The following is a 23,362-nucleotide window of genomic DNA, read 5'->3' as shown; positions in this document are numbered from 1 at the left end:
GCGCAGCAGGCTCAGGCCACGTCGAACGTCGCCGGGTCCGGGCCGATCCGCCGGTCCTCGTTCAGCGCGGAGATCGCCGCCATGTCCTCGGGGTCGAGCTCGAAGCCGAAGACGTCGATGTTCTCCTTGATCCGCGACGGCGTCACGGACTTGGGGATCACGACGTTGCCCAGCTGGATGTGCCAGCGCAGCACGACCTGCGCGGGGGAGCGCCCGTGCTTGCGGGCGATGGCGACGATCGCCGGAACCTCCAGGAGCCCCTTGCCCTGGCCGAGCGGCGACCACGCCTCGGTGGCGATGCCCTGCTCGGCGTGGTACTCACGGGTGGCGCGCTGCTGCAGGTGGGGGTGCAGCTCGATCTGGTTGACGGCGGGGATGATCGACGTCTCGCCGATCAGCCGCTCCAGGTGCTCGGGCAGGAAGTTCGAGACGCCGATGGACTTGGCGCGGCCGTCGGCGTGGATCTTCTCGAAGGCCTTGTACGTGTCGACGTACGCGTCCTTGGAGGGCAGCGGCCAGTGGATCAGGTACAGATCCACGTAGTCGAGGCCCAGCTTCTCCAGCGAGGTGTCGAAGGCCCGCAGTGTCGTGTCGTAGCCCTGGTCGGCGTTCCAGAGCTTCGTCGTGACGAACAGGTCCTCACGGGCCACGCCGGAAGCGGCGATCGCCTTGCCCGTGCCTTCTTCGTTGCCGTAGATGGCGGCGGTGTCGATGCTGCGGTACCCGGCCTCCAGCGCCGTCACGACGGCCGTCTCGGCCTCGTCGTCCGGAACCTGCCAGACGCCGAAACCGAGCTGCGGCATCTCGACGCCGTTGTTGAGGGTGATCGGGGGAACCTTGCTCACGAGCTCTCGGTCCTTAAGTCGTCGGGTGTTACGCCCATGGTCAACGATCAGCGGCAGTGCCGCATTCCTGGAGTGCCGCATTCCTGGAGTGCCGGATTCCTGGTCGGCCTGAGGCACCTATACGAACGCTACAAGCACACGGGCCACCTCGTGTCCCGGTGATCTGTTCCTGAAACCTCACTTCTTCCGGAAGCTCAGGAAGTCCCGCCGACCGGTGGGCTGCCCCAATGGAACTGCGCGTGCCCCGACACGCGGCACACCCCCGTCGCCGGGGTCGTCCTCATCGACGCCGAGCTCGACCACACCCTGGGTGTCGCCCGGCTGCGGTAAGCCCGCGACGGCGTCGAGATCCTCGCGACCGCTCCCGTGCGAAAGCCCCGCCCCACTACGTGTACCGCACGCACACGGCTGACTCGGGCGGTGGTGCCTGTCCGCCGGGGCGGCCGTATGCCGGGTAAGACGCAATGTCGGTAGGGCCCAATGTCAGGCAAGACCCTCGGGGACGGACGCGAGCAGGTCCTCGTACTGGACGAACAAGCGTGGGACAGGCGTCCCGGCCGGGGCGTGGGTGTCCGCCCCGGCGAGTGCGGTCCAGCAGGCGGCCGTCAGTCGGCGGGCGTGGGCCCCGGGCCAGGGCTGGGGGAGGAGCTCGGGGGGCAGGAGGGGGTCCGGTTCCATGGCGTGGGTGAAGGCCGCGGCGAGCTGGATGGCCATGGCCAACCGCTCGGGCCCGGTGGGGCCGTCCGGCTGCGTGAGCCGGTCGAGGTACACCTGGGCGAGGCCGGCGAGGCGGTCGTGGCGCGCGGCGATGTCGTCCAGGGGCCAGAGGGCGGCGGCCAGGCCGGGCGGGTGATCCAGACCCCCGATGCGCAGGTCGGTGCTGGTGAGGCAGGTGACCGCGTGGGCGACGTCGAGGTGGCGGGCCTGGGCTTCGACGAGTTCCCCGATGGGATTCGCGCTGACGTAGAGGCCGCTTTGGACCGGGGCCGCGCCGAGATGGCGCAAGGTGTCGCGGAGGGTGTCGCGGGAGGTCCTGCTCGACTCGGGGATGGCGAAGGCGAAGAGGTGCCAGACACCGTCCCAGGGCGCCAGCCCGTGGTCCTGGCGGTAGGCGTGGCGGACGTAGGCGACGTCGGGGGTGATCGAGCCGGTGAAGTCGGCGACCGCCTTCAACAGCGCCTTGCGTCCGCGGCCTTCGTGGGTGAAGCGGCCCTCGGCGACGAGCCGCTTGATGCAGAGGCGGACCTGTTGGTCGGTCATGCCCAGAAGGCCGGCGACGGCGTAGAGCTCACCGGAGTCGACGGTGCCGTCCTCGCGGACCAGGGCGTGGACGAGCAGCCGGGTGGGGACGGGCACGGGAGCGGTGCCGTCCGCGTCGGCGGCCTGCGTGTCCGTCGAGGTGTTCGGCTGCGTGTCCGTCGGGAGGTTCGGTTGCGTGCTCATCAAGCCTCCCGGCGGTTCGTCGAGACGGCCGGTGCGACGGGCCGGTGCATGGTCGTGACGGCGCCGAAGCCCATCAGGTCGCGCAGGTAGGGGGTCTTCTCGGTGCGTACGGCGACGAAGCCGTGCCGTTCGTACAGGGCGCGGGCGCGTGGGTTGACGTCGATGACGTCGAGGCGGACGCGCCGGCAGGAGTGATCGGCGGCCACGGCCGCGATCTCGCGCAGCAGGAGGCCGCCGATGCCTTTGCCGCGGTGTTCGGGGGCGACGGCGATGCCGTCCATCACGAGTTCGCTGTCGGCGGGCCGCCGTTCCATCAGGAGGAGAAGAGCAAGGCGGGGTAGTCCGCGCAAGGTCCCGTACGTGGACAGGACGTCGCCCGCGCCGCCTCCCGTCAGGCCGCGTTCGTCGAGTTGGTAGCCGGCCACCCCCGCCACCTCGCCGTCGACTACGGCGACCACGCCCCGGTCGTGGTGGAGATGAGCCGCGAGGAAGGCGCGGGCCTTGTCCGGCGGGTTGAGGGCGGCGCCGAGCTTCCGCCCGAAAGCCTCCCAGTACAGCGCGGCCACGCGCGTCTCGCTGCCTTCGGGTACGCCCCTGCGTATGTCCACCGGCTCCATCGGCTCCATCGGCTCCGTCGGCTCTATCGGCTTCATCGGCGTCCCTTCCGTGCGGCAGGGCGGGTGCCCGCTCTTGTGCTATCGACCCTACTACGCTCATTCTGCATACGAACGTATTGTGAAAGATAGTTTTCGGTTGAAGAGGGGGAGCGATGAGGCGACTGATGGCGCCGTTCGTGCGGCGCCGATGGCGTGTCCTCGCGTGGTCGCTGGTCGCCGTGCTGTTGGTGGGCGCGGGGGCGGGCGGCGTCGCGGTCTGGCAGAACACCTACGCGTTACGGGAGGAACGCATCACCGTGCGTCACGACGGGCGGCTGCTGGACGGCGTCCTGGCGCGCCCGCAGGACGGCGACGGTCCCTTCGGGCTGGTGGTGTTCGTCCACGGCGACGGGCCGGTCGACGCCACGCACGACACCTTCTACCGGCCCCTGTGGGAGTCGTTCGCGAAGGCCGGCTACGCCTCGCTCTCCCTGAGCAAGCCCGGCGTCGGCGCCTCCGAGGGGAACTGGCAGGACCAGAGCATGGACGACCGCGCGGAGGAGACCCTCGCCGCGATCGCCTGGGCGCGCAAGCGTCCCGACATCGACGGCCGGCGCGTCGGCCTGTGGGGGGCCAGCCAGGCCGGGTGGGTGCTGCCCAAAGTCGCGGCCCGCGACCGCGCTGTCCAGTTCGTCATCGCGGTCTCACCGGCCGTCGACTGGGGCCGGCAAGGGCGCTACAACCTCCTCGCCGAACTGCGCAGGGACGGCGCCACCAGGGACGAGACACGAACGGCGCTGCGACGGCGCGAGACGACCCTGCGCCTGCTGAGGCAGGGCGCGACCTTCGAGCAGTACCGCACCGCGGTCGCCGACACCGACGGCATGACCGCCGAACGCTGGCGGTTCATCGCCAAGAATTACCGCTCCGACGCGAGCGGGGACCTGCGCGCCATGCGCGGCACTCCCACGCTCCTGGTGCTGGCCGGGCAGGACATCAACGTCGACGTCGCCGACACCGAGGCCGCCTACCGTCGGATCCTGCCGCCCGCGTCCCTGACGGTGCGGCACTACCCCGACGCCACCCACTCGCTGGTCGACAGCGCCGTCGAGAACTCCGGGCCGCGCCTCACTCTCACCGCGGTCTTCGCCCCCCGGCGCCTGTACGCCGCCGGATTCCTCGCCCACCAGCGCGACTTCGTCGAGCAGATCGCCGACCACGACCGCAAGGGGTCCGAGTGACCACCGCGACCACCGCGACCCCCGCGCCCGGTCCCTGGTTTCCACTTACCTCGGCACCGCGCCACCGGGAGCATCGGCGCCACCCTTGCCGGCAGTGCCGCCTCCGTCCTCGGCGTCCGTCGTCCCGAGGTAGGCGTCCCGCACCTTCGGGTCCGCGCGTACCTCGGCCGCCGTGCCGTGCGCCAGGACCCGGCCCAGGTCGAGGACGACGACACGGGCGCAGAGTTCCATCACGAAGGCGACGTTGTGCTCGACGAGGAGCACCGCGCAGCCCTCCTCGTCCGCGAGGCGGCGGACGACCGCAGCGAGATGACGTCGCTCGTCGGCCGTCATCCCGGAAGCGGGCTCGTCCAGGAGCAGCACCCTGGGCGGGTCCGCGACCGCGCGGGCCAGTTCCACCATGCGGGCCTGCCCGACCGGGAGCGCGCCCGCGTACTGCCCGGCGAGCGCGTCGAGGCCGCATGAGCGCAGCACGGCCGCGGCCCGCTCCCGCCGTGCCCTCTCGTGCGCGCGCCGGGTCGGCGAGGCCAGCAGATCGGCGGCGAACCCGCCGCCACCGCCCCGCCACTCCTGCGCGACGACGAGGTTGTCGGCGACGGTGAGCTGACCGAAGAGCTGCTGTCGCTGGAACGTGCGGCGCATTCCGTGCCGGGCGCGCCACACGGGGGAGCGGCGTGTGACGTCGCGGCCGTCGAGCAGCACCCGCCCCCGGTCGGGCCCGCGGATGCCCGACAGTACGTCGAACAGCGTGGTCTTTCCCGCGCCATTGGGGCCGATGAGTCCGCAGACCTCGCCCCGGCGGACGGCGAGTCCCACCCCGTCCAGGGCGCGGATGCCGCCGAAGCGGACGCCGACCCCTTCGGCCTCGAGGACGTAATCCCTCATGGCTTGCCCACTTCCTCGGCCGTCTGTCCGTCCGCCGCCATGCCCAGATAGGCCTCCGTGAGCCGGTCGGCCCGCACCTCGGAGCGCGGGCCGCACCAGGAGACGCGGCCCTGCGCCAGGTACGCGACCGTGTCCGCGACCCCGAGGATCTCGGCGGCCTTCTCCTCGACGAGCAGCAACCCGGCGCCCGCGTCCCGGAGTTCGACCAGCAGCCGGAAGACGTCGTCGACCACGCGTGGTGCGAGGCCGAGCGATGGTTCGTCCGCGATCAGCACCTTCGGCGGGCGCTGGAGCAGCGGGGCGAGGGCGAGAAGTTGCTGCTCGCCGCCGGAGAGGGAGCCCGCGGTCACTTTGCGGCGCGCCGCGAGCCCCGCGAACCGCTCGTACACGGCGTCGCGTTCGTCCCGATCCCCGAGGTACAGGGCGAGGTTCTCGTCGATGGTGAGGGAGGGGAAGATGCCGCGGCCCTCGGGGGCGAGGACGACACCGGCGCGGGAGCGTCGGGCGGCGCCCGCGCGGGTGGCGTCGTGTCCGGCGACGTACACGTGGCCCTGCGTGGGGGCGAGCAGTCCGGCAGCCGCGAGGCACGTGGTGGACTTCCCGGCACCGTTGGGGCCGAGGAGCGCGACGATCTCGCCCGGGCGGACGGTGAGGTCCACGCCGTGGAGGACGGGGCTGCCGTCGTATCCGGCGTGCAGCTGACGGAGCCCGAGGGCACCGAACGCTTCTACCCCGCCCCGCCCCCTCCCTGACTGTCCCTTCTGCGGCTCAGCCGCGCGACGCCTCCGCCCAGGGCCCAGCTCGTCGGATGCCGCAGGGACCGACCCCACCCGCCACCGGTGCGACCGAACGGATGCCACCGCCCCGCACCCGCCCGTGTCGCGTGCCTTCTGCGGCTCGGCCGCGCCCGGGCTCTGCTCCGGGTCCCGCTCCTCGGGCGCCGGAGTGGCTGAAGCCGCTCGCCGGCGGCGCGGCTGAACGGATGCCACCGCCCCATACCCGCCCGTGTCGCGTGCCTTCTGCGGCTCGGCCGCGCCGCGGCCCCGCCAAGAAGCCCGCCCACCGGGCACCGACGTAGCCGAACCCGCCCGCCGCCGGTGCAGCCGGACCGATAGCGCCGCGCAGTATCCGTCCGGGTCGTTCGCCAAGGCCAGTCCCGCGAGGCCGAACAGGATGACCGGGAGGTGGGGGGAGTCCGTGACGTAGTCCGACAGCAGGTGTGGGGCGAGCGTGAAGACCAGGCCCGCCACCACCGCGAACTGGGGCCTGCGCACCCCCGCCGCGACCACCACCGCCAGCCAGATCAGGCCGGTCATCGCGGTGAAGTCGGTCGCGGTGACACGGGTGTTGAAGGACGCGTACATCACGCCGCCGAATCCCGCGAGGCCCGCCGACAGTGTGAACAGGAGCAGTTTCGTGCGCAGCACGGAGATGCCGGAGGCCATCGCCGCCGCCGGGGCGGACCGTACCGCCAGCATGGCCCGTCCCGACGGCGAGTCCCGCAGCGCGCCGAGCGCGGCGACGGCCGCCGTGACGAGGACGACCATCGCGACGCCCATGGCGCGGTCGTCCGAGAGGTCGACGGGGCCGAAGACGGGGCGGGGGATCTCCCAGCCCGTGTCGCCGTTCCTCAACCAGCCCATCTGGAAGAGGACTTGGTCGGCGAGGAAGGCGAGCGCGAGGGTCGCGAGGGCCAGCGAGCGCCCGCCGAGCCGCAGCGCGGGCAGCGCCACGAGTGCGCCGAGGACCGCCGCCGCACCCGTTCCCACCAGCGCCGCCGCGAAGAACGGCCAGCCGTGGCTCATCAGGAGCCCGGCGACCAGCGCGGCCCCCGTGACGAAGGTGGCCTGTGCGAGGGACACCATCGCGCCGAGCCCCGTCACCACGGTGAAGGAGATGAAGACCAGCGAGATGGCGAGCCCCTGCGCGAGGAGGCCGCTCCAGAAGGGCGTCGTGACCGTGTAGAACGCGAGGGCGAGGAGCATCGCCGCCACCGCCCACGGCCCCCACCTGCGGGCCCACGACCGCCCGGCGAGGTAGTCGACGGGCGGCGCGTCCACCGCCGCCGTGCCCGCCGTGCGCTGCCGCCGCGTGAGCAGGAGCAGCCCGGCGAACAGGATGAGGAAGGGCACGGCCGTACGGAAGCCGGTGATGTTCTCGGCGAAGTCGGCGTACCCCGCGACGAGGTTCTGGAGCACGCCGAGCCCGAGGCCGCCCGCGAACGCCAGCGGGATCGACAGGAAGCGGCCGAGCACGGCAGCCGTCGCCGACACGAAGAGGAACAGCGTGAAGTCGTGGGCGGAGAGTCCGAGCAGGGGCGTGGCGAGCACCCCGGCGAGGCCCGCGAGGGCCGACGAGAGCATCCACGCCACCGAGGAGAGCCGGTCCGCGCTCATGCCGCGCAGCTCCACGAGGGAGCGGTTGTCGACCGCGGCCCGCAGTCTGAGGCCGAGCGGCGTGTGCCGCATCAGGATCCACAGGCCGACGGCGACCACCGCCGTGGCCACCCATGTGATCAGCTGGTCGGAGTCGATGCCGACGCCGTCCATGAGCTGCCAGCTCCTGGCCGGGCTCGGCCCGACGCCCGGCAGTCCGAACTGGTTCTCGGCCGGTTTCACCGGGGCCCCCGCGTCCTCCAGGAGCTCCACGGTCCACAGGCCGAGCGCGGGCAGCGCGACGAGCAGGCCGATGGTCGCGACGATCTGCGCGCTCTCGCCGACCCGCGCCAGTTTGCGGAACATCAGCCGGTCCAGGCCCCAGCCGAGCGCCGGTGCCGCCACGAGGACCAGCAGCAGCGCCGTCGGCACGGCGGGCCAGCCGAAGCCGGAGTGCAGTTCGTAGAAGGCCAGGGCGCACAGGTAGGCGGTCGCGCCGTGTGCGAAGTTGAAGAGGCCCGACGCCGAGTAGGACAGGACGAGGCCCGTGGCGAGGAGGGCGTACAGGGCACCCGAGACGAGTCCGCTCAGCACGAATCCCAGCAGGTCCGACATGGCGGCCCGCCCCTACTTGAAGGGGATCGGTTCGTAGCACTCGAACGGCGACGACACCGTGTACTTGCCGCCCTTGAGCTGGACGAGGGCGCCGCAGCCGAACGACTCCTTCCGCCCGTCGGGAAGCCGGCGGTCGCCGACCATGGTGCCGCTGTCGGAGTAGCCGTCCGCGGCCTTCTGGAAGGATTCGACGGTGAGGTCCCTGCCCGCCTTCTCGGCGATGGCGAGGAACAGGTCGGCGGACATGTAGCCGGTCATCATGTGCATGTTGAGAGGTACCTCCTCGCCCGCCGCCTTCCTGATGTCCGCCTTGAATCGACGCATGTCCGCGGTGTCCTGCTCGAACGGCTGGAAGGACAGGAGGATGTGGACGCCGTCCAGGGCCTTCCTCGTCGCGCTCTTGGCGAGCAGGCCCGGGTCGTAGTCGGTGGGATCGGTGATGACGCCCTTGAAGCCCGCGCGCTTGACGGCCGTGAACAGGCCGATGTTGTACGGGGTCTGCATGACGGAGACGACGGCGTCCGGCGCCTTGCCGCCGTCGGAGCGCAGGATCTCCTTCGTGTACGCCGACCAGTCGCTCGGCACCGAGGTCGCGGGCACCGTCGGCTTGGCGTACGTCACCTTGTACCCGGCGGCCGCGAAGCTCTGCTTGTAGGTGCGGATGGCGAAGGTGCCGGCGTCGTTGTCGTTGGCGAGGATCGCCACCGATCTGCCCCGGGAGCCGCCCATGACCTTCTTGAGGCCCTCCGGCCAGCTCTGCGTGATGGTGCCGCCGGGCATCGGCACCATGCAGCCGCCGAAGCCGTACATGTAGGTTGGCCCGCAGAACGGCGGGACGGTGCCCCAGCCGAACGTGGGCACCTTCTGTTTCTGCAGGAAGTCCGCTCCGGAGAAGGTGACCGAACTCATCGGGGAGATGGCGAACACCTTGTCCCGCTGCACGAGTTTGCGGGCCGCCGCGAGGTTCTTGCCGGGGTCCTGCCCGTCGTCCTCCGCGCCCAGGTAGTCGATCTTCCGGCCGTGCACACCGCCCTCGGCGTAGGCGCGGTCGAAGCGGGCCTTCGCGCCCAGGTCGGTGTCCTTCTTGCTGTATCCGCTTGCGGTCGTCATGGAGACGATGCCGCCGACCTTGATGGAGTCCTCGGTCACGCCCCGCACGGAGCCGCCGTCCTCCCCCTTGGAACTGCCGCTGTCGGAGGCGGAGTTGCAGGCGGTGGCGAGCAGCAGGGCCGCAACGGCGGCGGTGATGGTGCGGTTCGATCGCGACACGGTCGAGCCCCCTGAAGTCGAAGTGGGGCTGATTCTGTGCGTGACCTGACGAACCGTCAATAACTAGCTGCGGTACAGCGCCTCGACCTCCGCCGAGTACACCGTCTCGATCGCCTTCCGCTTCAGCTTCAGCGACGGCGTGAGAAGGCCGTGCTCCTCGGTGAACTGATGCGCCAGTATGCGGAACGTACGGATCGATTCGGCCTGTGAGACAAGGGTGTTGGCGGCGACGACGGCCCGCCGCACCTCGGTCTCCAGATCCGGGTCGCGCACCAGGTCAGCCGGCGCCATCATCGGTTTGCGGCGCATGGTCAGCCAGTGCTCGACGGCCTCCGAGTCCAGCGTGACCAGCGCGGCGATGTAGGGGCGGTCGTTGCCGACGACGACGCACTGCGCGACCAGCGGATGGTCGCGCACCCGCTCCTCCAACTGGGCCGGCGAGACGCTCTTGCCGCCGGACGTCACCAGGATCTCCTTCTTGCGCCCGGTGATCGTCAGATAGCCGTCCTCGTCGAGCGCGCCCAGGTCGCCGGTGGCCAGCCAGCCGTCGTTGAGGGTCGCGTCGGTCGCCTTGGGATCGTTGAGATAGCCCTGGAAGACGTTGCCGCCGCGCAGCCAGACCTCGCCGTCCTCCGCGATGCGCACCGTCGTGCCGGGGATGGCCTGGCCGACCGTGCCGTAGCGCGTGCGTTCGGGCGGGTTGGCGGTCGCGGCGGCCGTCGACTCCGTCAGGCCGTACCCCTCGTAGATCGTCACACCCGCGCCCGCGAAGAACAGGCCGAGCCGCCGGTCCATGCCGGAGCCGCCCGACATCGCGTGCCGCACCCGGCCGCCCATCGCCTCGCGCACCTTGGAGTAGACGAGCTTGTCGAAGAGCTGGTGCTGCATGCGCAGCCCCGCGGACGGCCCGGGGCCCGTCCCGAAGGCCTTGGCCTCCAGCGCGTCCGCGTACCGCACGGCGCACTCGACGGCCTTGTCGAACGGGCCCGCCCTGCCGTCCTTCTCCGCCTTGCGCCGCGCCGCGTTGAAGACCTTCTCGAAGATGTACGGCACGGCCAGGATGAACGAGGGCCGGAACGCGGCCAGGTCGGGCAGCAGCGCCGCCGCGTTGAGGTTCGGCTGGTGGCCCATCTTGACGCGGCCGCGCACCGCCGCGATCTGCACCATGCGGCCGAAGACGTGCGCCAGCGGCAGGAAGAGCAGCGTGGTGGCCTCGTCGCCGCGCCTGGAGTGGAACACCGGCTCCCAGCGCCCCACCATCACGTCCGCCTCGAACATGAAGTTCGCGTGCGAGATCAGACAGCCCTTGGGGCGGCCCGTGGTGCCCGAGGTGTAGATGATCGTGGCGACGGAGTCGGGCGTCACCGCGCGGCGGTGGCGGTGCACCACGTCGTCGTCGATGTCCCGCCCCGCCCGGGTCAGCTCACCGACCGCGTCGGCGTCCAGCTGCCACAGCCGGCGCAGCTGCGGCAGCCGGTCGATGACCGAGCCGATCGTCATCGCGTGGTCCTCGTGCTCGACCATCGCGGCCGACACCTGCGCGTCGTGCAGCATCCAGAAGACCTGGTCGGCCGAGGACGTGGGGTAGATCGGCACGACCTGGGCGCCGATGGCCCACAGCGCGAAGTCGAAGAGCGTCCACTCGTAGCGGGTGCGGGACATGATGGCGACGCGGTCGCCGAACCGTACGCCGTGGGCGATGAGCCCCTTCGCCAGGGCGAGCACCTCGTCGCGGAACTCCCCCGAGGTGACGTCGGACCAGCGCCCGTCGGTCTTGCGGCCGAACGCGATGCGCAGCGGGTCCTCGGCGGCATGGTCGAACACGGCGTCGGCAAGGCCGCCCACCAGCGGCACCGACGCCATCGGAGGATTCGTGAACTCGCGCAATGATGCTCCTTGTGGCGCTCCGCACAGCGCCGTGACCGTACCCCACGCCGCGCGCCTCCGGGAGGGGGTTCAAGCGCGGTCGATACGGTCCATCGGCACTGGTCAGCCGGTGGAAATGCGGCCACAAGGGGAAGGGCGGGACAACTTACTTACGGTGGAGTAAGTTTCGGTGGCGTAATCTCCACCGAATCTGTACGCGGTCTACGCGGCGCACAGCCGGCTGCCCGCCGGACAGCGGGCCGGGACGGGTGCACGCCCCAAGATCATGCACCCGCCCGGCCCGCCGGGCCACCTTCTCCGTCGGTTCTACGGAGCGGTCGCGGCGGAGCCGTAGGCGTACTCGGAGACAAGGCCGCCGTCGGTGTCGCGGAGCCTCGCGGCGTCGCCCCGGTCGTTCCAGATCGGGCGGCCGCTGCCGTAGGCGTAGCCACCCCACTCCGCGTGGACCTGGTTCGTGTAGACGCGGATGCGCGCGCCGGGCAGCAGTACCGTGCCCGGCGGGAAGGTGAAGTTCTGCCCGGCGTCGTCGGCGCCGAGGACCCAGCCGGAGATGTCGGCGGGCGCGGTGCCGCGGTTGACGACCTCGACGAACTCGTCGGCCTGGGTGCGCTTGACCTCGCCCTTGAACCGCACGGTGCTGATGCGGACGTCCGGGAGCCCGGTGCGGGCGAGGACCGCGACGAGATCCGCGCTGTTGGCGCCGTTCTCGGGGCTGATGAACCGGGTGACGATCTGACCGCCCTGCTTGAAGCCCGTGATGACCACCGCGTACTCGGTGTTGTCGATCGTCACCGTCTCCGGCGACACCCTGGTGGGCAGTTCGACGATGTCCTCGGGGTTCGGGCCGACGTTGGGCGTCTCGTTGTGCTGGAAACGGAAGCTGAAGTCGTGCGGGACCTGGTCCTCGAACACGACGCGCGCCGAGAGATCGACCTCGAACTGGTTCTGCGGCATTCCCTGGATCGGGAAGTTCTGGTGGGTGAAAGTGCCCAGCGTGAACTCTGTGCCGTCCAGCAGTACGTCGACCGTTCCGCCGGCGAACAGATAGCCGCTCTTGCCCCCGCCCGCGGGAATTCCCCACTTGACGTTGTCGGTGTTCAGGCCCTCCAGGTCGGGCGGGCTGATGCTGATCGCGGTCCAGGTGCCTGACGTGTCGACCTTCGACATGCGCAGATCTCCTCTGCCCCGGTTGGTCCTTCTCCGCGGCCGATTGGCCGGGAAGGTGACGGTAGCGCCGCAGTGATATCCCTCGGAAGACGAATGCGAGGGTAATGGGCTCTTGTCCGTGAATGGCTGATAAAGCGAATCGCCTTAAGGCGGAACGACGCGGAATGCACTGGCGGGGGCCGGAATCACACCACAGGCAAAGCGCTGCTTCCGCCTCAGCTCTGCGCCCGGTGCACATCAGTCCGTGTTGTGTCGTTCCGCCTCGTGGACGGGTGCTTCGTCGGCGCCGGCCGGGGAGGTTGTGAAGGCGAACGTCGGCGGGGCCGACGACCGGAGCCGCCGAGCCCGCGTGGCCGTTCAGCGGTTACCTCGCGGTCGGCGAGGCCGTGGCCGACGAGGTTGTGGCCGACGAGGCCGGCGAGGCCGACGACGAGCCCGCCGCCGACGTGGCGTCGTCCGGAGCGCCCGAGGCCGCCACTCCCGTCCCCCGCACCATCACGAGCACCAGGACACCGGAGACCAGCCCCGCCACGCCTGCCGCCAGCGACGCCCCGTTGAGGCCCGACGCGAAGGCCTCCCGCACCGCGTGCTCCGGCACCGTGCCGTGCAGGGCCGAGGCGCCGCCGCCTGCCACGGTGTGTGCCGCTTCGCGGCCGATCGAGTCCTGCATGCGCGCGGTGAGCACCGTTCCGAACAGGGCGACGCCGACCGCGTACCCGAGCTGCCGGAACGTGTTGACCGCACCGCCCGCCATCCCGGCGTTCGCGGGCGGCACCGCGGCGAGCGCCGCCCCCGCGAGGCCCGGCGAGACCAGCCCGGCACCGATGCCCGTGAGGGTGAGCCCCGGCGCGAGCGCGCCCCACGACGATCCGGCGTCGAGCACCGCCAGGCACAGCCCGCCCGCGCCGATCAGCAGCAGCCCGCCGCCGATGACGACGCGCGGCGCCACCCCGTGCAGCAGCCGTCCGGCGACCAGCGCCACCACGAACGCCGTCCCGGCGAGCGGCAGCAGCACCAGGCTGCCGCGCACCGGGCTCATGCCGAGCACGGTCTGCAGCCAGATGGAGAGGTAGGGGACGACGCCGAAGGCGGCCCCGTTGTAGCCGATCGCGCCGATCAGTACGCCGGTGAAGGCGGGCTTGCGCAGCAGCCGCAGGTCGAGGAGCGGCTGCGCGACGCGCCGTTCGGCCAGGACGAAGCAGAGCAGCGCGAGCGCCGAGACCGCGAAGGACGTCACGGCGGCCGCCGAGGCCCAGCCGTCCGCCCCGCCGCGCAGCACCCCGTACGTCCCCGCGCCCGCGAAGCCCGCGAACGCCGCCGTGCCCGCCCAGTCGACCCGGCGCCCGGCGGGGCCCCTCGACTCCGGCACGACGCGCAGGGTCAGCCAGATCGACGCCACGCTCACCGGCAGGTTCACGAAGAAGATCCAGCGCCAGCCGGGCCCCTCCGTGAGCAGCCCGCCCACGATCGGGCCGAGCGCGGCCGACGCCCCGCTCACCGCGCCCCACACGCCGAGCGCGGCCGACCGGTCGCGGCCCTGATAGGCGGCGCCGAGCAGCGGCAGTGTCGTCGCGAGCATCGCGGCGGCGCCCAGGCCCTGCACGGCGCGCGCCGCCACCAGCAGGTCCGCGTCCGAGGCCAGCCCGCAGCCCAGCGAGGCCACCGCGAACAGCGCGGTGCCGATGACGTTGAGCCGACGCCTGCCGAGCACATCGGCCGCGGCGCCCACACCGAGCAGCAGCGCGGCCAGCGCGAGCGCGTAGCCGTCGATGACCCACTGCAAGTCGCTCAGCGAGGCGTCCAGCGCCCGCGCCATGTCGGGCAACGCCACGATCACGATCGTCACGTCCAGCAAGAGCATGAACGTCCCCAGGGACACCGCGGTGAGCGGCCCCCAGGTGCGCATGGTGTGCGTGGAGCGCATTTCCTTGTTCCTCCGACTCGTCGTCCGACGCGTGTGCGTCTTCTCGTACGATGAGGCGGCGGCGAACGATCCCGGTGCCGACAGGAACGATCGCGCACGAACTCGACATGTGAGGCGGGCCTGGTGGTGGAATCCGATGCCCCTGGTGTCTTCGATGAACTGGACCTCAAGCTGCTGCACGCCCTGGAAGTCGACGGCAGGGCACCCTTCAGCCGTATCGCGGGCGTCCTCGGCGTCTCCGACCAGACCGTCGCCCGCCGCTTCCGCCGGCTGCGCGCCGAGGCGGGCCTGCGCATCGTCGGGGTCCGTGACACCCGGCGGCTCGGCCGCGACGAGTGGATGCTGCGGCTGCGCTGCACGCCCGACGGTGCCGAGGCCATCGCGGCCGCGCTGGCCCGCCGCCCCGACACGGCGTGGGTCCACCTCACGTCGGCCGGCACCGAAGTGGTCTGCCTTTCGCTGCCACGCAACCCCGGTGACTACGAGGACCTGCTCTTCGGCAAGCTCCTGCGCACCCGCAAGCTCATCGAGATCACCGCACACCAGCTGTTGCACCGCTTCTACGGCGGCAGCACCGGCTGGATCGGCAAGCACCGCCCGCTCTCCGACGAGCAGGTCGCCGCGCTGAAACCCGCCGAGCCGCCGGCCGCGTCCGGGCCCGCCCGTGTCGCCGCCGCCGACGAGCCGCTGGTCGCCGCACTGAAGGCCGACGGCCGCGTCACCTACCCCGAACTGCAGCGGCTCACCGGCCGCTCCGAGTCCTCCGTCAAGCGCCGCGTCGCCGCGCTGTTCGGCTCGGGAGCGCTCTACATCGACACCGAGTACGACACCGCGCGCTTCGGCTTCACCACCGCCGCGATGCTCTGGGTCACCGTCGCCCCCGGGGCCCTCGACGAGGTCGGGCGGGCGATGGCCCGGCACCCCGAGGTCGCCCACGTCTCCGCCGTCACCGGGCCCGCCAATCTGATGGCGAGCGTCCTGACCCGCGACACCGAGGAGCTCTACGCCTACCTGAGCGGCAGCCTCGGCTCGCTCGACGGTGTGCGGCACGTCGAGTCGGCGCCCTATCTGCGCCGCTTCAAGGAACTCACGTACCCGCGGCCGCTGCGTTAGCGTCCGCCCCGGTGCAACCGGTCACCGCCCGCCAGGATCGCCGCCGCCAGGGCGTCCGCGGCGTCCTGCGCGGGGGCGCGCCGCTCGCCGTGCAGCAGCACGAAGTCGACCGGGCCGAGCTCCGGCAGGCCCGCCCGGTCGGGGACGCGGACCAGACCCGGCGGGACCAGGCCCCGCGAGTGCGCCATCACGCCGAGGCCCGCGCGGGCCGCCGCCACGAGGCCGTTGAGGCTGCCGCTCGTGCAGGCCACGCGCCAGGCACGGCCCCGCCGCTCCAGCGCCTCGAAGGCCAGGGCGCGGGTGATGCCGGGCGGCGGATAGACGATCAGCGGCACCGGCTTCTCGGGGTCGAGGCGCAGCCGCTCGGCGCCGATCCAGACCAGGTCGTCCTGCCACACCAGCTCGCCGCGCGGGTCCTCCGGGCGCCGCTTGGCGAGCACCAGGTCGAGCTTGCCCGCGTCGAGACGCTGGTGGAGCGTGCCGGACAGCTCGACGGTCAGCTCCAGGTCGACGTCGGGGTGGTCGTGCCGGAACGTCTTCAGGATGTCGGTGAGCCGCGTCAGGACGAAGTCCTCCGACGCCCCGAACCGCAGCCGCCCGCCGAGGCGTTTTCCTGCGAAGAACGCCGCCGCCTGCTCGTGCGCCGCCAGAATCCGGCGGGCGAAGCCGAGCATCGCCTCGCCGTCCTCGGTCAGCTCCACGCTGTGGGTGTCGCGCGTGAACAGCTGCCGCCCGGTGGCGTCCTCCAGGCGGCGCACGTGCTGGCTGACGGTCGACTGGCGCAGGCCGAGCCGGCGGGCGGCCCGCGTGAAGCTCAGCGTCTGGGCGACCGCGAGGAACGTACGGAGCTGCGCGGGGTCGTACACACGCACCAGCCTAGCCGCCCATCGCGGAACGTGATGACAGTCAGAGCGGTGTACGGGATTCCCGATCACCCGCGCCGGGAGGATCATGGAGAGGAGTGGCTGGAGCACATATCCGCTGTCCGCACCGAGAGCATGGAGCACCGTGAAACGCCTGAAGTGGCCGTCGTGGATGCCGGTCGACCCGTACATAGTGGCGTTGCTCGCGACCGTGGGCCTCGCGGCCCTGCTGCCCGCCCGCGACACCGCCGCCGACGTCGCGTCCGGCGCCTCCACCGCGGCCGTCTCCCTGCTCTTCTTCCTCTACGGAGCACGCCTGTCCACCCGCGAGGCGCTCGACGGGCTCAAGCACTGGCGGCTCCACGTCACCGTCCTGGCCTGCACGTTCGTCGTCTTCCCGCTGCTCGGGCTCGCGGCGAAGGGCCTCGTCCCCTACGTCCTGACGCCCGCCCTCTTCAGCGGCTTCCTCTTCCTCACGCTGGTGCCCTCGACGATCCAGTCGTCCATCGCCTTCACATCGATGGCGCGCGGCAACGTCCCGGCGGCGATATGCGCCGGCTCCTTCTCCTCGCTGGCCGGCATCCTGCTCACGCCCCTGCTCGCGGCCGCCCTGCTCGGCGACAGCGGGGGCGGATTCTCGGCGGACTCGCTCCTCAGGATCGTGCTGCAACTGCTCGTGCCGTTCCTCGCAGGGCAGCTCCTGCGCCGGTGGGTGGGCGGCTTCATCACCCGCCACAAGAAGATCCTCGGCTACGTCGACCGCGGCTCGATCCTCCTCGTCGTCTACACCGCGTTCAGTGAGGGCATGGTGCAGGGCATCTGGCACCAGGTGCATCCGCTGCGGCTGCTCGCGCTGCTCGGCGTCGAGGCGGTACTGCTCGCGGTCATGCTGACGCTGACCTGGTACGGCGCCAAGCGCCTCGGCTTCGGCCGGGCCGACCGCGTCGCGATCCAGTTCGCCGGCTCGAAGAAGTCCCTGGCGTCCGGACTGCCCATGGCGAGCGTCCTGTTCGGGGCGGACGCCTCGCTGGCCGTGCTGCCGCTGATGCTCTTCCACCAGATGCAGCTGATGGTCTGCGCGGTCATCGCGAAGCGCCGCTCGCGGGACCCGGAGGAGTCCGTCAGCGGGCCGCCGCGAGCCGCAGCGACACGAACCGCGGCCGGTACAGCGACACGTTCCGGCTGACGTTCGCCTGCGCGGTCGCGGGCGTCGCGTCCAGCCAGTTGACGTCGTAGCTGAGCACGACGCGGCCGTCGCCGCCGAGCGCCGGGTGGGCCTGCGGGTTGTAGGCGGCGGCGTCCTTCTGGACCGCGCTGTCCTCGGGCAGGGGCGCCTCGAAGGCCCTGGCGGGGCCGTGCCAGGGGCCGGTGGGGGAGCAGGACCAGTACGACGTGACGGTGGTCAGGCCCTCGGCGCCCGCCGCCATGGTGAACAACACGTACGTCCCCTCGTCCCGCACCACCGTGAACGCGCTCCCCACCCCCTTGCGTTTCCCGTCCCCGAGCACGGGCCGGGACGTGACGTCGTGCCCCCACGCCTCACCGTCCCAGTACTCCCACGCCGAGGCGTCGGCGAGAGCGCCGTGCGGGACGCGCGCGACATGGGCGTCCGAGGAGGGGCGGGAGGCAGCCTGGGCGTCCGTGCCGCCGAAGACGTACGTCCAGCCGTCCTCGTCGGCCGTCGTCGTGCCGTACAGGACCCGCTTCTCCGGATCACCGACCGGCCGCTGGTCCGAGACCTCGACGATGCCCTCGACGCGCAGGTCGGGCAGCGAGAGCGTGGCGACCTCCGTGGCGACCGGGACGCCGTAGATCCAGGGCCCCTGGCTCGCCGTACGGGTCCACAGCAGGACCCGCACGACCTGCTCGTCCGAGCCGGGGGAGCGGGGCTCCACCCGGGCCGCCACCGGCCAGCGCCACTGCTGGGGCGCCGGATCGGGGAAGAGCGGCGCGGCGAGGGTGCGCTCCAGGGCGCCCGAACGGGACATCACCACGGCCGAGTTGCGGACCATGGGCGTGTTCGTGTCGCGCCAGCTGTGCGGCTGACCGGCCTGGTTCGGGGGAGCGTGGACCTGGCCGAGGAAGGTGTCGGAGAACAGCCACAGCACGCGCCCGTCCGGCAGCCGCACCGAGTGGGTGCCGTCGCCGCCGGTCCAGTCGTCGGTGCGCGTCATGTCGTCGCCGTAGCGCGCGAACTTGCCGGTGGTCCCGTCGTCGGCGCCCCAGGAGGCGACGGTGCGGGGCCGGCATGCCGCATCGCCCTCCCGGTCGTCTTCCGGGAGGGCGATGAGCAGCACGGCCGCGCAGGCCAGGGCGAGCAGCAGGACGAGCCATACGCTGCGCGCCCCGGTCGCGGGACGTTCACGGGCGGACACGCCCGGGACGTTAGTTGCTGTCGCGCACCCGGTCCATGGGGAGCCGTACGACGGTGTCCCGTGTCACAGGAGCATCGGCAGTGCGCAGGGCGCCCACATCGCCGTCGCTCAACGCACGGTCGTACACCCGTACTTCGTCGATGGCGCCGGTGAAGTGGGCGCGGCTGTCCATCCGTTGGCCGACGTGCACGCCGAAGGGCGAGTTGCGGCTGACCGAGCCCGGCACGTCAGCGGCGGTGATCTGCGTACCGTCGAGGAACAGCGTCAGGCGGCCCGCGCCGCGGCGCAGCGCGACGTGGTGCCACGCGCCGTCGTTGTACGCGCCCGCCGTGCGCACCGACGCGGACTTCGGGGGCGCGGCGCCGTCCCGCGTGGTGATCAGGCCGGTGAGGCGGTTGCTCGCCGGTTCGCCGCGCAGCCACACCTGCGGCTGGTTGGTGCCGATGCCGCCCATCCACAGCAGGGGCTGCTCGCCGGTCGTCGCGGAGTAGCGGAACCAGAGGGACGCGGTGAAGTCCTTGGCGCCGAGCGGCAGTGTCCTCCGGTACGGAAGCCGTACGGCGTCGTCCCTGCCGTCGAAGGAGAGCGCGCCGCCGAAGCGGCCCGGGGTCGGTGCGGCCCCGCCGAGCACGGCCGCGGGCCGGGCGCCCGGCGCGTGGTCACGGGTGGTCGGGTCCGGGCCCCGGCGCGGCTTCAGCCAGTCCTCGGTGAACCGGGCGAAGCGGATCTCGTCCCGCGCGTCCACCGCGCCGCCCTCGTACAGCAGCCCCACGTGTGCCCTGTCGGCCCGCACCAGGTCGGAGTAGCCGGACCAGTCCGTGGTCACCGTGGTGCCTCGGTCGACGCTGTCCCAGGTGCGGCCGCCGTCGTAGGAGGAGCGGATCTGCATCGTGCGGCGGCGGTCCGGGTCACCGGGGCAGGCGAGCAGCATCCGCTTGCCGAACTGCAGGGTGGCGCCCTGTACTTGGGGCGTGTAGAGGTCGGGGATCGCGCGGAAGGGCGCGGCGAAGGAGTCGCCGCCGTCCCGGCTCACGGTCTGGGTGCGGTGGCCCAGGTCGGTGCCGTCCTGCTCGCGGCCGCTGACGTGGATCGCCCCGTCGGGCCGTTCGGTGATGGTCATCTCGGACGGCTTCTGACGGAACGTGCCGTCGGCCGGTATCGGGTACGAGTCCGTGGCGCCGATCTTCCAGTGGTCGCCGCCGTCGTCGCTGACGATCAGCGCGGCGTGGTTGGCGGTGACCCGAGAGCCGTCCCACGTCTCGGTGTTGGCGGTGAAGACGAGCCGCCCCGCGTGCCGGCCACGGGTGAGCTGGAGTCCGTGCACGGGGCCGGTCGCGTACCAGGAGTTCCAGTCCTTCGGCAGGATCTGGTCGCTCAGGTCGCGCGGCGCGGACCAGCTGCGCCCGTCGTCGTCGCTGTACTGCAGATGGGGGGTGCGGTCGCACGGCACGTCGCAGTTCTTGCCGTCCGTACGGCCGGTGTTGTACGTCTCCGCCAGCAGAATCCGGCCGCTCTCGCGGTCCACGACCGGCGCCGGATTGCCGTGGGTGTCGCCCGCGCCCTCGTTGATGACCTGGAGCGGCCCCCAGGTCCGGCCGCCGTCGTGCGACCGCTTGAGCACGAGGTCTATGTCGCCCGCGTCGCTGCAGTCGTTGACCCGGCCCTCGGCGAAGGCGAGCAGCGTCCCCTTGGTCGTCCGCACGACGGCGGGGATGCGGAAGCAGGCGTATCCGGGGTCCTGGTCCGCCTTGAACAGCACCTGCTGCTCGAACGGCGGCGTCGGCGCGGCCTGCGCGGCGGGCGCGGGCAGCAGGGCGCCGACGGCCACCGCGGTCACGGCGGCGGTGGCGGCGCGGAGCGATCTGAGGCGTACTCGGAGGTTTGCTGGCATGGTGCGGCCCGCCTTTCATGGCGACGGCGACTCATGGCGATGACGACCGGGGACGGAGGGCGACCGGGACGGAGGGGCGACCGGGACGGATGGCGACCGGGACGGACGGAGGCTCGTGGTGGTGGCAGCGGCCGGGTACGGGGATGCCGTGGCGGCCGGTGATCCGGACATCCAGACATCCCACGTCCAACGTACGCGTCCCAGACGCTACTTGCGGGCTTCGACACCCCACAAGAAGCGTGCGTCAGGGGATCAGCACGACCTTCCCCAGATTGCTCCGCGCCCCGATCACCTCATGCGCTTTCGCCGCGTCCTCCAGAGCGAACTCGGCGTGCACCGAGACCCGCAGCCGGCCCTCCCCGTGCAACTGCCACAGCTCCCGCCGCCACGCCTCCCACAGCTCGGGCCGCTCCCGGGCGATCAGGCCCATCTGGAACCCGATGACGGACTTGGCCCCGACGAGCAGGTCGTACGCCGCCACGGTGCCGCCGCCCGAGCTGTAGGCCACCAGCCGGCCGTGCGGGGCGAGGGACGCGACGGCGGGCGTGAGGAGGTCGCCGCCGACCGCGTCCAGTACGTAGTCGACGGGCTCGCCCCACTCCTCGCGGTCGTACGTGATGACGTCGTCGGCGCCGAGCCCGCGCACGAAATCCGCCTTGCCGCCGTCGGACACGGCCGCGACGACGCGCGAGGCGCCCTTCAGCCGGGCCAGTTGCAGGGCGAGATGGCCGACCCCGCTCGCCGCTGCCGTGACGAGCGCGGATTCGCCGGGCGCCGGGCGGGCCGCCTCCAGAGCGCCGTAGGCGACGCAGCCGGAGCGGACCAGGGCGACCGCGTCGACGGCGCTCGCCCCGTCGGGGACGGGGGAGGCCATCGCGGAGCGGAGGAGGGCGTAGTCGGCGTAGCCGTGCCCGAAGGCCAGTCCGGTCACGCGGTCGCCCGGGGCGTGACCGGTGACGCCCTCGCCGAGTGAGACGACCTCCCCGGCGATCTCGCCGCCGAGGGGAACCGGGCCGCGGGCCTCGCCGACCTTGCGCACGACGGGGAGGGTCACGCCGACGGCCTCGACGCGCACGAGGAGTTCGCCGGGGCCGGGTTCGGGAACGGGGGCGTCCTCCAGGAAAAGCACTTCGGGGCCGCCGCCGTGTTCGTACCGGACGCGACGCATCCGCACCACCTCCAGAGATGAGAAACCGTTGGGGGCCCCAACGATAGTCATGTACTCATTGGGGAGTCCAACGATTACTGGCTACGCTTCTCCCATGGCCACGACACCGCCCGCCCCCAGCACCATCCGCACCCTCCCCAGCTGGCTGCTCGGCCGCGCGGCCGCCCGAGGACGCGGCCTTGTCGCCGAGGCGCTGGCCCGCGAAGGGCTGAAGATGTGGCACCACGTGGTGCTCTCCGCCGTCGCCGACCACGGCCCGGTCGCCCAGGCGGAGCTCGGCCGCAGCGTCACGCTCGACCCGAAGGACATGGTCGGCGTCCTGAACGACCTCCAGGCCGACGGGCTCGTCGAGCGCGCGCCCGACCCGCGCGACCGCCGCAAGAACGCCATCACGATCACGGCACGCGGCAGACGCACCGTCAAACGCTGCGCGGAAGCGGCCGCGCACGCCAACGCCGAACTCCTCGCGCCCCTCACGGCCGACGAGCGTGAGCTGTTCCTGGGCATGCTGGTCCGGATCTCGGGGGTCGAGACGCGAGACGACTGAAGTCGTGACAGCGGGCAGCAGGGGCCCGGCCGGCGCAGGGGGCGCTCCCCGTCGGCCGGGGCGGCCCGGGTCAGCCCTGGGCGGCCGCGGCCCCCAGGGCGACGCGGTGCTCGCCCGCGTACACATTCATGGAGGAGCCCCGCAGGAACCCGATCAGCGTGAGCCCCGTCTCGGCGGCCAGGTCGACGGCGAGCGAGGACGGCGCGGAGACCGCGGCAAGAACCGGAACGCCCGCCATGACAGCCTTCTGGGCCAGCTCGAAGGACGCGCGGCCCGAGACGAGCAGGACGGCGCGGGACAGCGGCAGGTCCCCGCTCTGCAGGGCGCGGCCGATCAGCTTGTCGACGGCGTTGTGCCGCCCCACGTCCTCGCGCACGTCGAGCAACTCGCCCTGCTCGTCGAAGAGCGCCGCGGCGTGCAGGCCACCGGTCCGGTCGAAGACCCGCTGCGAGGCGCGCAGCCGGTCGGGAAGGCTCGCGAGCAGGCCGGTCCCGAGCCGGACCGGTGGAGCGTCGGCGATCGGGAAGCGCGCCGTGGTCCGGACGGCGTCCAGGCTCGCCTTGCCGCACAGTCCGCAGGACGAGGTGGTGTAGACGTTGCGTTCGAGGGTGATGTCGGGCAGGACGACGCCGGGCGCGGTCCGCACGTCGACCACGTTGTACGTGTTCGAGCCGTCCTGTGTGGCGCCCGCGCAGTAGACGATGCTCTGGAGCTCCTCCGCGCTCCCGAGGACCCCCTCGCTCACCAGGAACCCCGCCGCCAGCGCGAAGTCGTCGCCCGGCGTGCGCATGGTGATGGCGATCGGCCTGCCGTTCAGCCGGATCTCCAGGGGCTCCTCGGCGACGAGGGTGTCGGGCCGCTCCGAGACGGAGCCGTCCCGGACCCGGATCACCTTGCGTCGCTCAGTGACTCGTCCCATGTGTTGATCAGTCCCGGTTCTGTACGTGCTGGTGGCCGAAGCGGCCCTTGGCGCGGAGGTTGCCGTGGGCCGTGGGCCACCGGGCTGTCGTGCGAAGAGGTGACCCTCACGATGTCATTGTCCTGCACGCGCGACGGCGGGTCACAGCCGACTCCGCAGTAGGCGCCCACCTCGACGCGGTTCCCGCGGTACACGCACGCCGAGCCGACGAGAGGGAGCGAACGCCCTCTTCCCAACGC

At 72.0% G+C, this 23,362-nt stretch carries 18 protein-coding genes and 1 pseudogene; 4 read left to right on the top strand and 15 right to left on the bottom strand.

All coding sequences use genetic code 11. The features are described from left to right. Positions 1-11 precede the first annotated feature (11 nt). The 3 genes from AB0N81_RS23330 to AB0N81_RS23320 all read right to left on the bottom strand — a co-directional run bounded on the left by AB0N81_RS23330 (position 12) and on the right by AB0N81_RS23320 (position 2,941). The gene (locus tag AB0N81_RS23330) at positions 12-803 is read right to left on the bottom strand and encodes an aldo/keto reductase (protein ID WP_365361608.1); all 792 of its coding nucleotides are present in this window, start codon (positions 801-803) and stop codon (positions 12-14) included. Between the two features lie 525 nt (positions 804-1,328). Beyond that, positions 1,329-2,288, bottom strand: a complete 960-nt coding sequence (locus tag AB0N81_RS23325; protein ID WP_365361288.1) for a PaaX family transcriptional regulator C-terminal domain-containing protein — start codon at positions 2,286-2,288, stop codon at positions 1,329-1,331. Then, a complete protein-coding gene (locus tag AB0N81_RS23320) occupies positions 2,288-2,941 on the bottom strand; it encodes a GNAT family N-acetyltransferase (RefSeq protein WP_365361286.1) in 654 nt (217 codons plus the stop codon). The genes AB0N81_RS23325 and AB0N81_RS23320 overlap by 1 nt, the downstream gene beginning before the upstream one ends. Before the next feature lie 116 nt (positions 2,942-3,057). Here AB0N81_RS23320 and AB0N81_RS23315 point away from each other — a divergent pair, with 116 nt between their 5' ends. Continuing rightward, the gene (locus AB0N81_RS23315) at positions 3,058-4,125 is read left to right on the top strand and encodes a CocE/NonD family hydrolase (protein ID WP_365361284.1); all 1,068 of its coding nucleotides are present in this window, start codon (positions 3,058-3,060) and stop codon (positions 4,123-4,125) included. A 45-nt stretch (positions 4,126-4,170) separates the two neighbouring features. On the opposite strand, the gene AB0N81_RS23310 is transcribed toward AB0N81_RS23315, so the two are convergent. The 6 genes from AB0N81_RS23310 to AB0N81_RS23285 form a co-directional block, all read right to left on the bottom strand. Then, a complete protein-coding gene (locus AB0N81_RS23310) occupies positions 4,171-5,010 on the bottom strand; it encodes an ABC transporter ATP-binding protein (protein ID WP_365361282.1) in 840 nt (279 codons plus the stop codon). Beyond that, a complete protein-coding gene (locus AB0N81_RS23305; protein WP_365361280.1) occupies positions 5,007-8,000 on the bottom strand; it encodes an ATP-binding cassette domain-containing protein in 2,994 nt (997 codons plus the stop codon). Before AB0N81_RS23305 ends, AB0N81_RS23310 begins: the two co-directional genes overlap by 4 nt. A gap of 12 nt (positions 8,001-8,012) precedes the next feature. After that, positions 8,013-9,269, bottom strand: a complete 1,257-nt coding sequence (locus AB0N81_RS23300; RefSeq protein WP_365361278.1) for an ABC transporter substrate-binding protein — start codon at positions 9,267-9,269, stop codon at positions 8,013-8,015. A gap of 63 nt (positions 9,270-9,332) precedes the next feature. Next, complete coding sequence (locus tag AB0N81_RS23295; protein WP_365361606.1) at positions 9,333-11,132, bottom strand: AMP-binding protein; 1,800 nt, start codon at positions 11,130-11,132, stop codon at positions 9,333-9,335. Positions 11,133-11,462: 330 nt separating this feature from the next. Next, positions 11,463-12,323 (bottom strand): lamin tail domain-containing protein, encoded by an 861-nt coding sequence (locus tag AB0N81_RS23290; protein WP_365361276.1) that lies wholly within the window; start codon positions 12,321-12,323, stop codon positions 11,463-11,465. A gap of 364 nt (positions 12,324-12,687) precedes the next feature. Continuing rightward, the gene (locus AB0N81_RS23285) at positions 12,688-14,229 is read right to left on the bottom strand and encodes an MFS transporter (protein ID WP_365361604.1); all 1,542 of its coding nucleotides are present in this window, start codon (positions 14,227-14,229) and stop codon (positions 12,688-12,690) included. 138 nt (positions 14,230-14,367) lie between these two features. On the opposite strand from AB0N81_RS23285, the gene AB0N81_RS23280 reads away from it, so the two are divergent. Then, on the top strand, positions 14,368-15,360 hold the full coding sequence (locus tag AB0N81_RS23280) for an AsnC family transcriptional regulator (protein ID WP_365361602.1): 993 nt from the start codon (positions 14,368-14,370) through the stop codon (positions 15,358-15,360). Here AB0N81_RS23280 and AB0N81_RS23275 read toward each other — a convergent pair. Further along, a complete protein-coding gene (locus tag AB0N81_RS23275) occupies positions 15,357-16,226 on the bottom strand; it encodes a LysR substrate-binding domain-containing protein (protein ID WP_365361274.1) in 870 nt (289 codons plus the stop codon). The two genes, AB0N81_RS23280 and AB0N81_RS23275, sit on opposite strands and share 4 nt — an antisense overlap. A 142-nt stretch (positions 16,227-16,368) precedes the next feature. On the opposite strand from AB0N81_RS23275, the gene AB0N81_RS23270 reads away from it, so the two are divergent. Next, on the top strand, positions 16,369-17,409 hold the full coding sequence (locus AB0N81_RS23270; RefSeq protein ID WP_365361272.1) for a bile acid:sodium symporter family protein: 1,041 nt from the start codon (positions 16,369-16,371) through the stop codon (positions 17,407-17,409). On the opposite strand, the gene AB0N81_RS23265 is transcribed toward AB0N81_RS23270, so the two are convergent. From AB0N81_RS23265 to AB0N81_RS23255, 3 genes are all read right to left on the bottom strand, one after another. Further along, positions 17,345-18,598 carry a DUF5005 domain-containing protein gene (locus AB0N81_RS23265; protein WP_365361270.1) on the bottom strand — a complete coding sequence of 418 codons (1,254 nt, stop codon included), beginning with the start codon at positions 18,596-18,598 and terminating at the stop codon, positions 17,345-17,347. The genes AB0N81_RS23270 and AB0N81_RS23265 overlap by 65 nt on opposite strands. Positions 18,599-18,608: 10 nt before the next feature. Beyond that, complete coding sequence (locus AB0N81_RS23260; protein WP_365361268.1) at positions 18,609-20,489, bottom strand: exo-alpha-sialidase; 1,881 nt, start codon at positions 20,487-20,489, stop codon at positions 18,609-18,611. A 244-nt stretch (positions 20,490-20,733) separates the two neighbouring features. Beyond that, positions 20,734-21,657, bottom strand: a complete 924-nt coding sequence (locus tag AB0N81_RS23255) for a zinc-binding dehydrogenase (RefSeq protein WP_365361600.1) — start codon at positions 21,655-21,657, stop codon at positions 20,734-20,736. A gap of 94 nt (positions 21,658-21,751) precedes the next feature. Between AB0N81_RS23255 and AB0N81_RS23250 the strand changes: the two genes are divergently transcribed. Then, positions 21,752-22,204 carry a MarR family transcriptional regulator gene (locus AB0N81_RS23250; protein WP_365361266.1) on the top strand — a complete coding sequence of 151 codons (453 nt, stop codon included), beginning with the start codon at positions 21,752-21,754 and terminating at the stop codon, positions 22,202-22,204. Between the two features lie 70 nt (positions 22,205-22,274). On the opposite strand, the gene fdhD is transcribed toward AB0N81_RS23250, so the two are convergent. Both fdhD and AB0N81_RS23240 read right to left on the bottom strand, forming a co-directional pair. Beyond that, positions 22,275-23,123 carry a formate dehydrogenase accessory sulfurtransferase FdhD gene (gene fdhD / locus AB0N81_RS23245; protein ID WP_365361264.1) on the bottom strand — a complete coding sequence of 283 codons (849 nt, stop codon included), beginning with the start codon at positions 23,121-23,123 and terminating at the stop codon, positions 22,275-22,277. A gap of 7 nt (positions 23,124-23,130) precedes the next feature. After that, positions 23,131-23,338: pseudogene (locus tag AB0N81_RS23240) on the bottom strand (Fe-S-binding domain-containing protein); the annotation flags it as partial. Between the last annotated feature and the right edge of the window lie 24 nt (positions 23,339-23,362).

Source organism: Streptomyces sp. NPDC093510 (assembly GCF_040683555.1).
In the GTDB taxonomy this organism is placed as follows: domain Bacteria; phylum Actinomycetota; class Actinomycetes; order Streptomycetales; family Streptomycetaceae; genus Streptomyces.
Note: the sequence above shows the minus strand (reverse complement) of the source record. Positions and strands in the feature narration are given on the sequence as shown.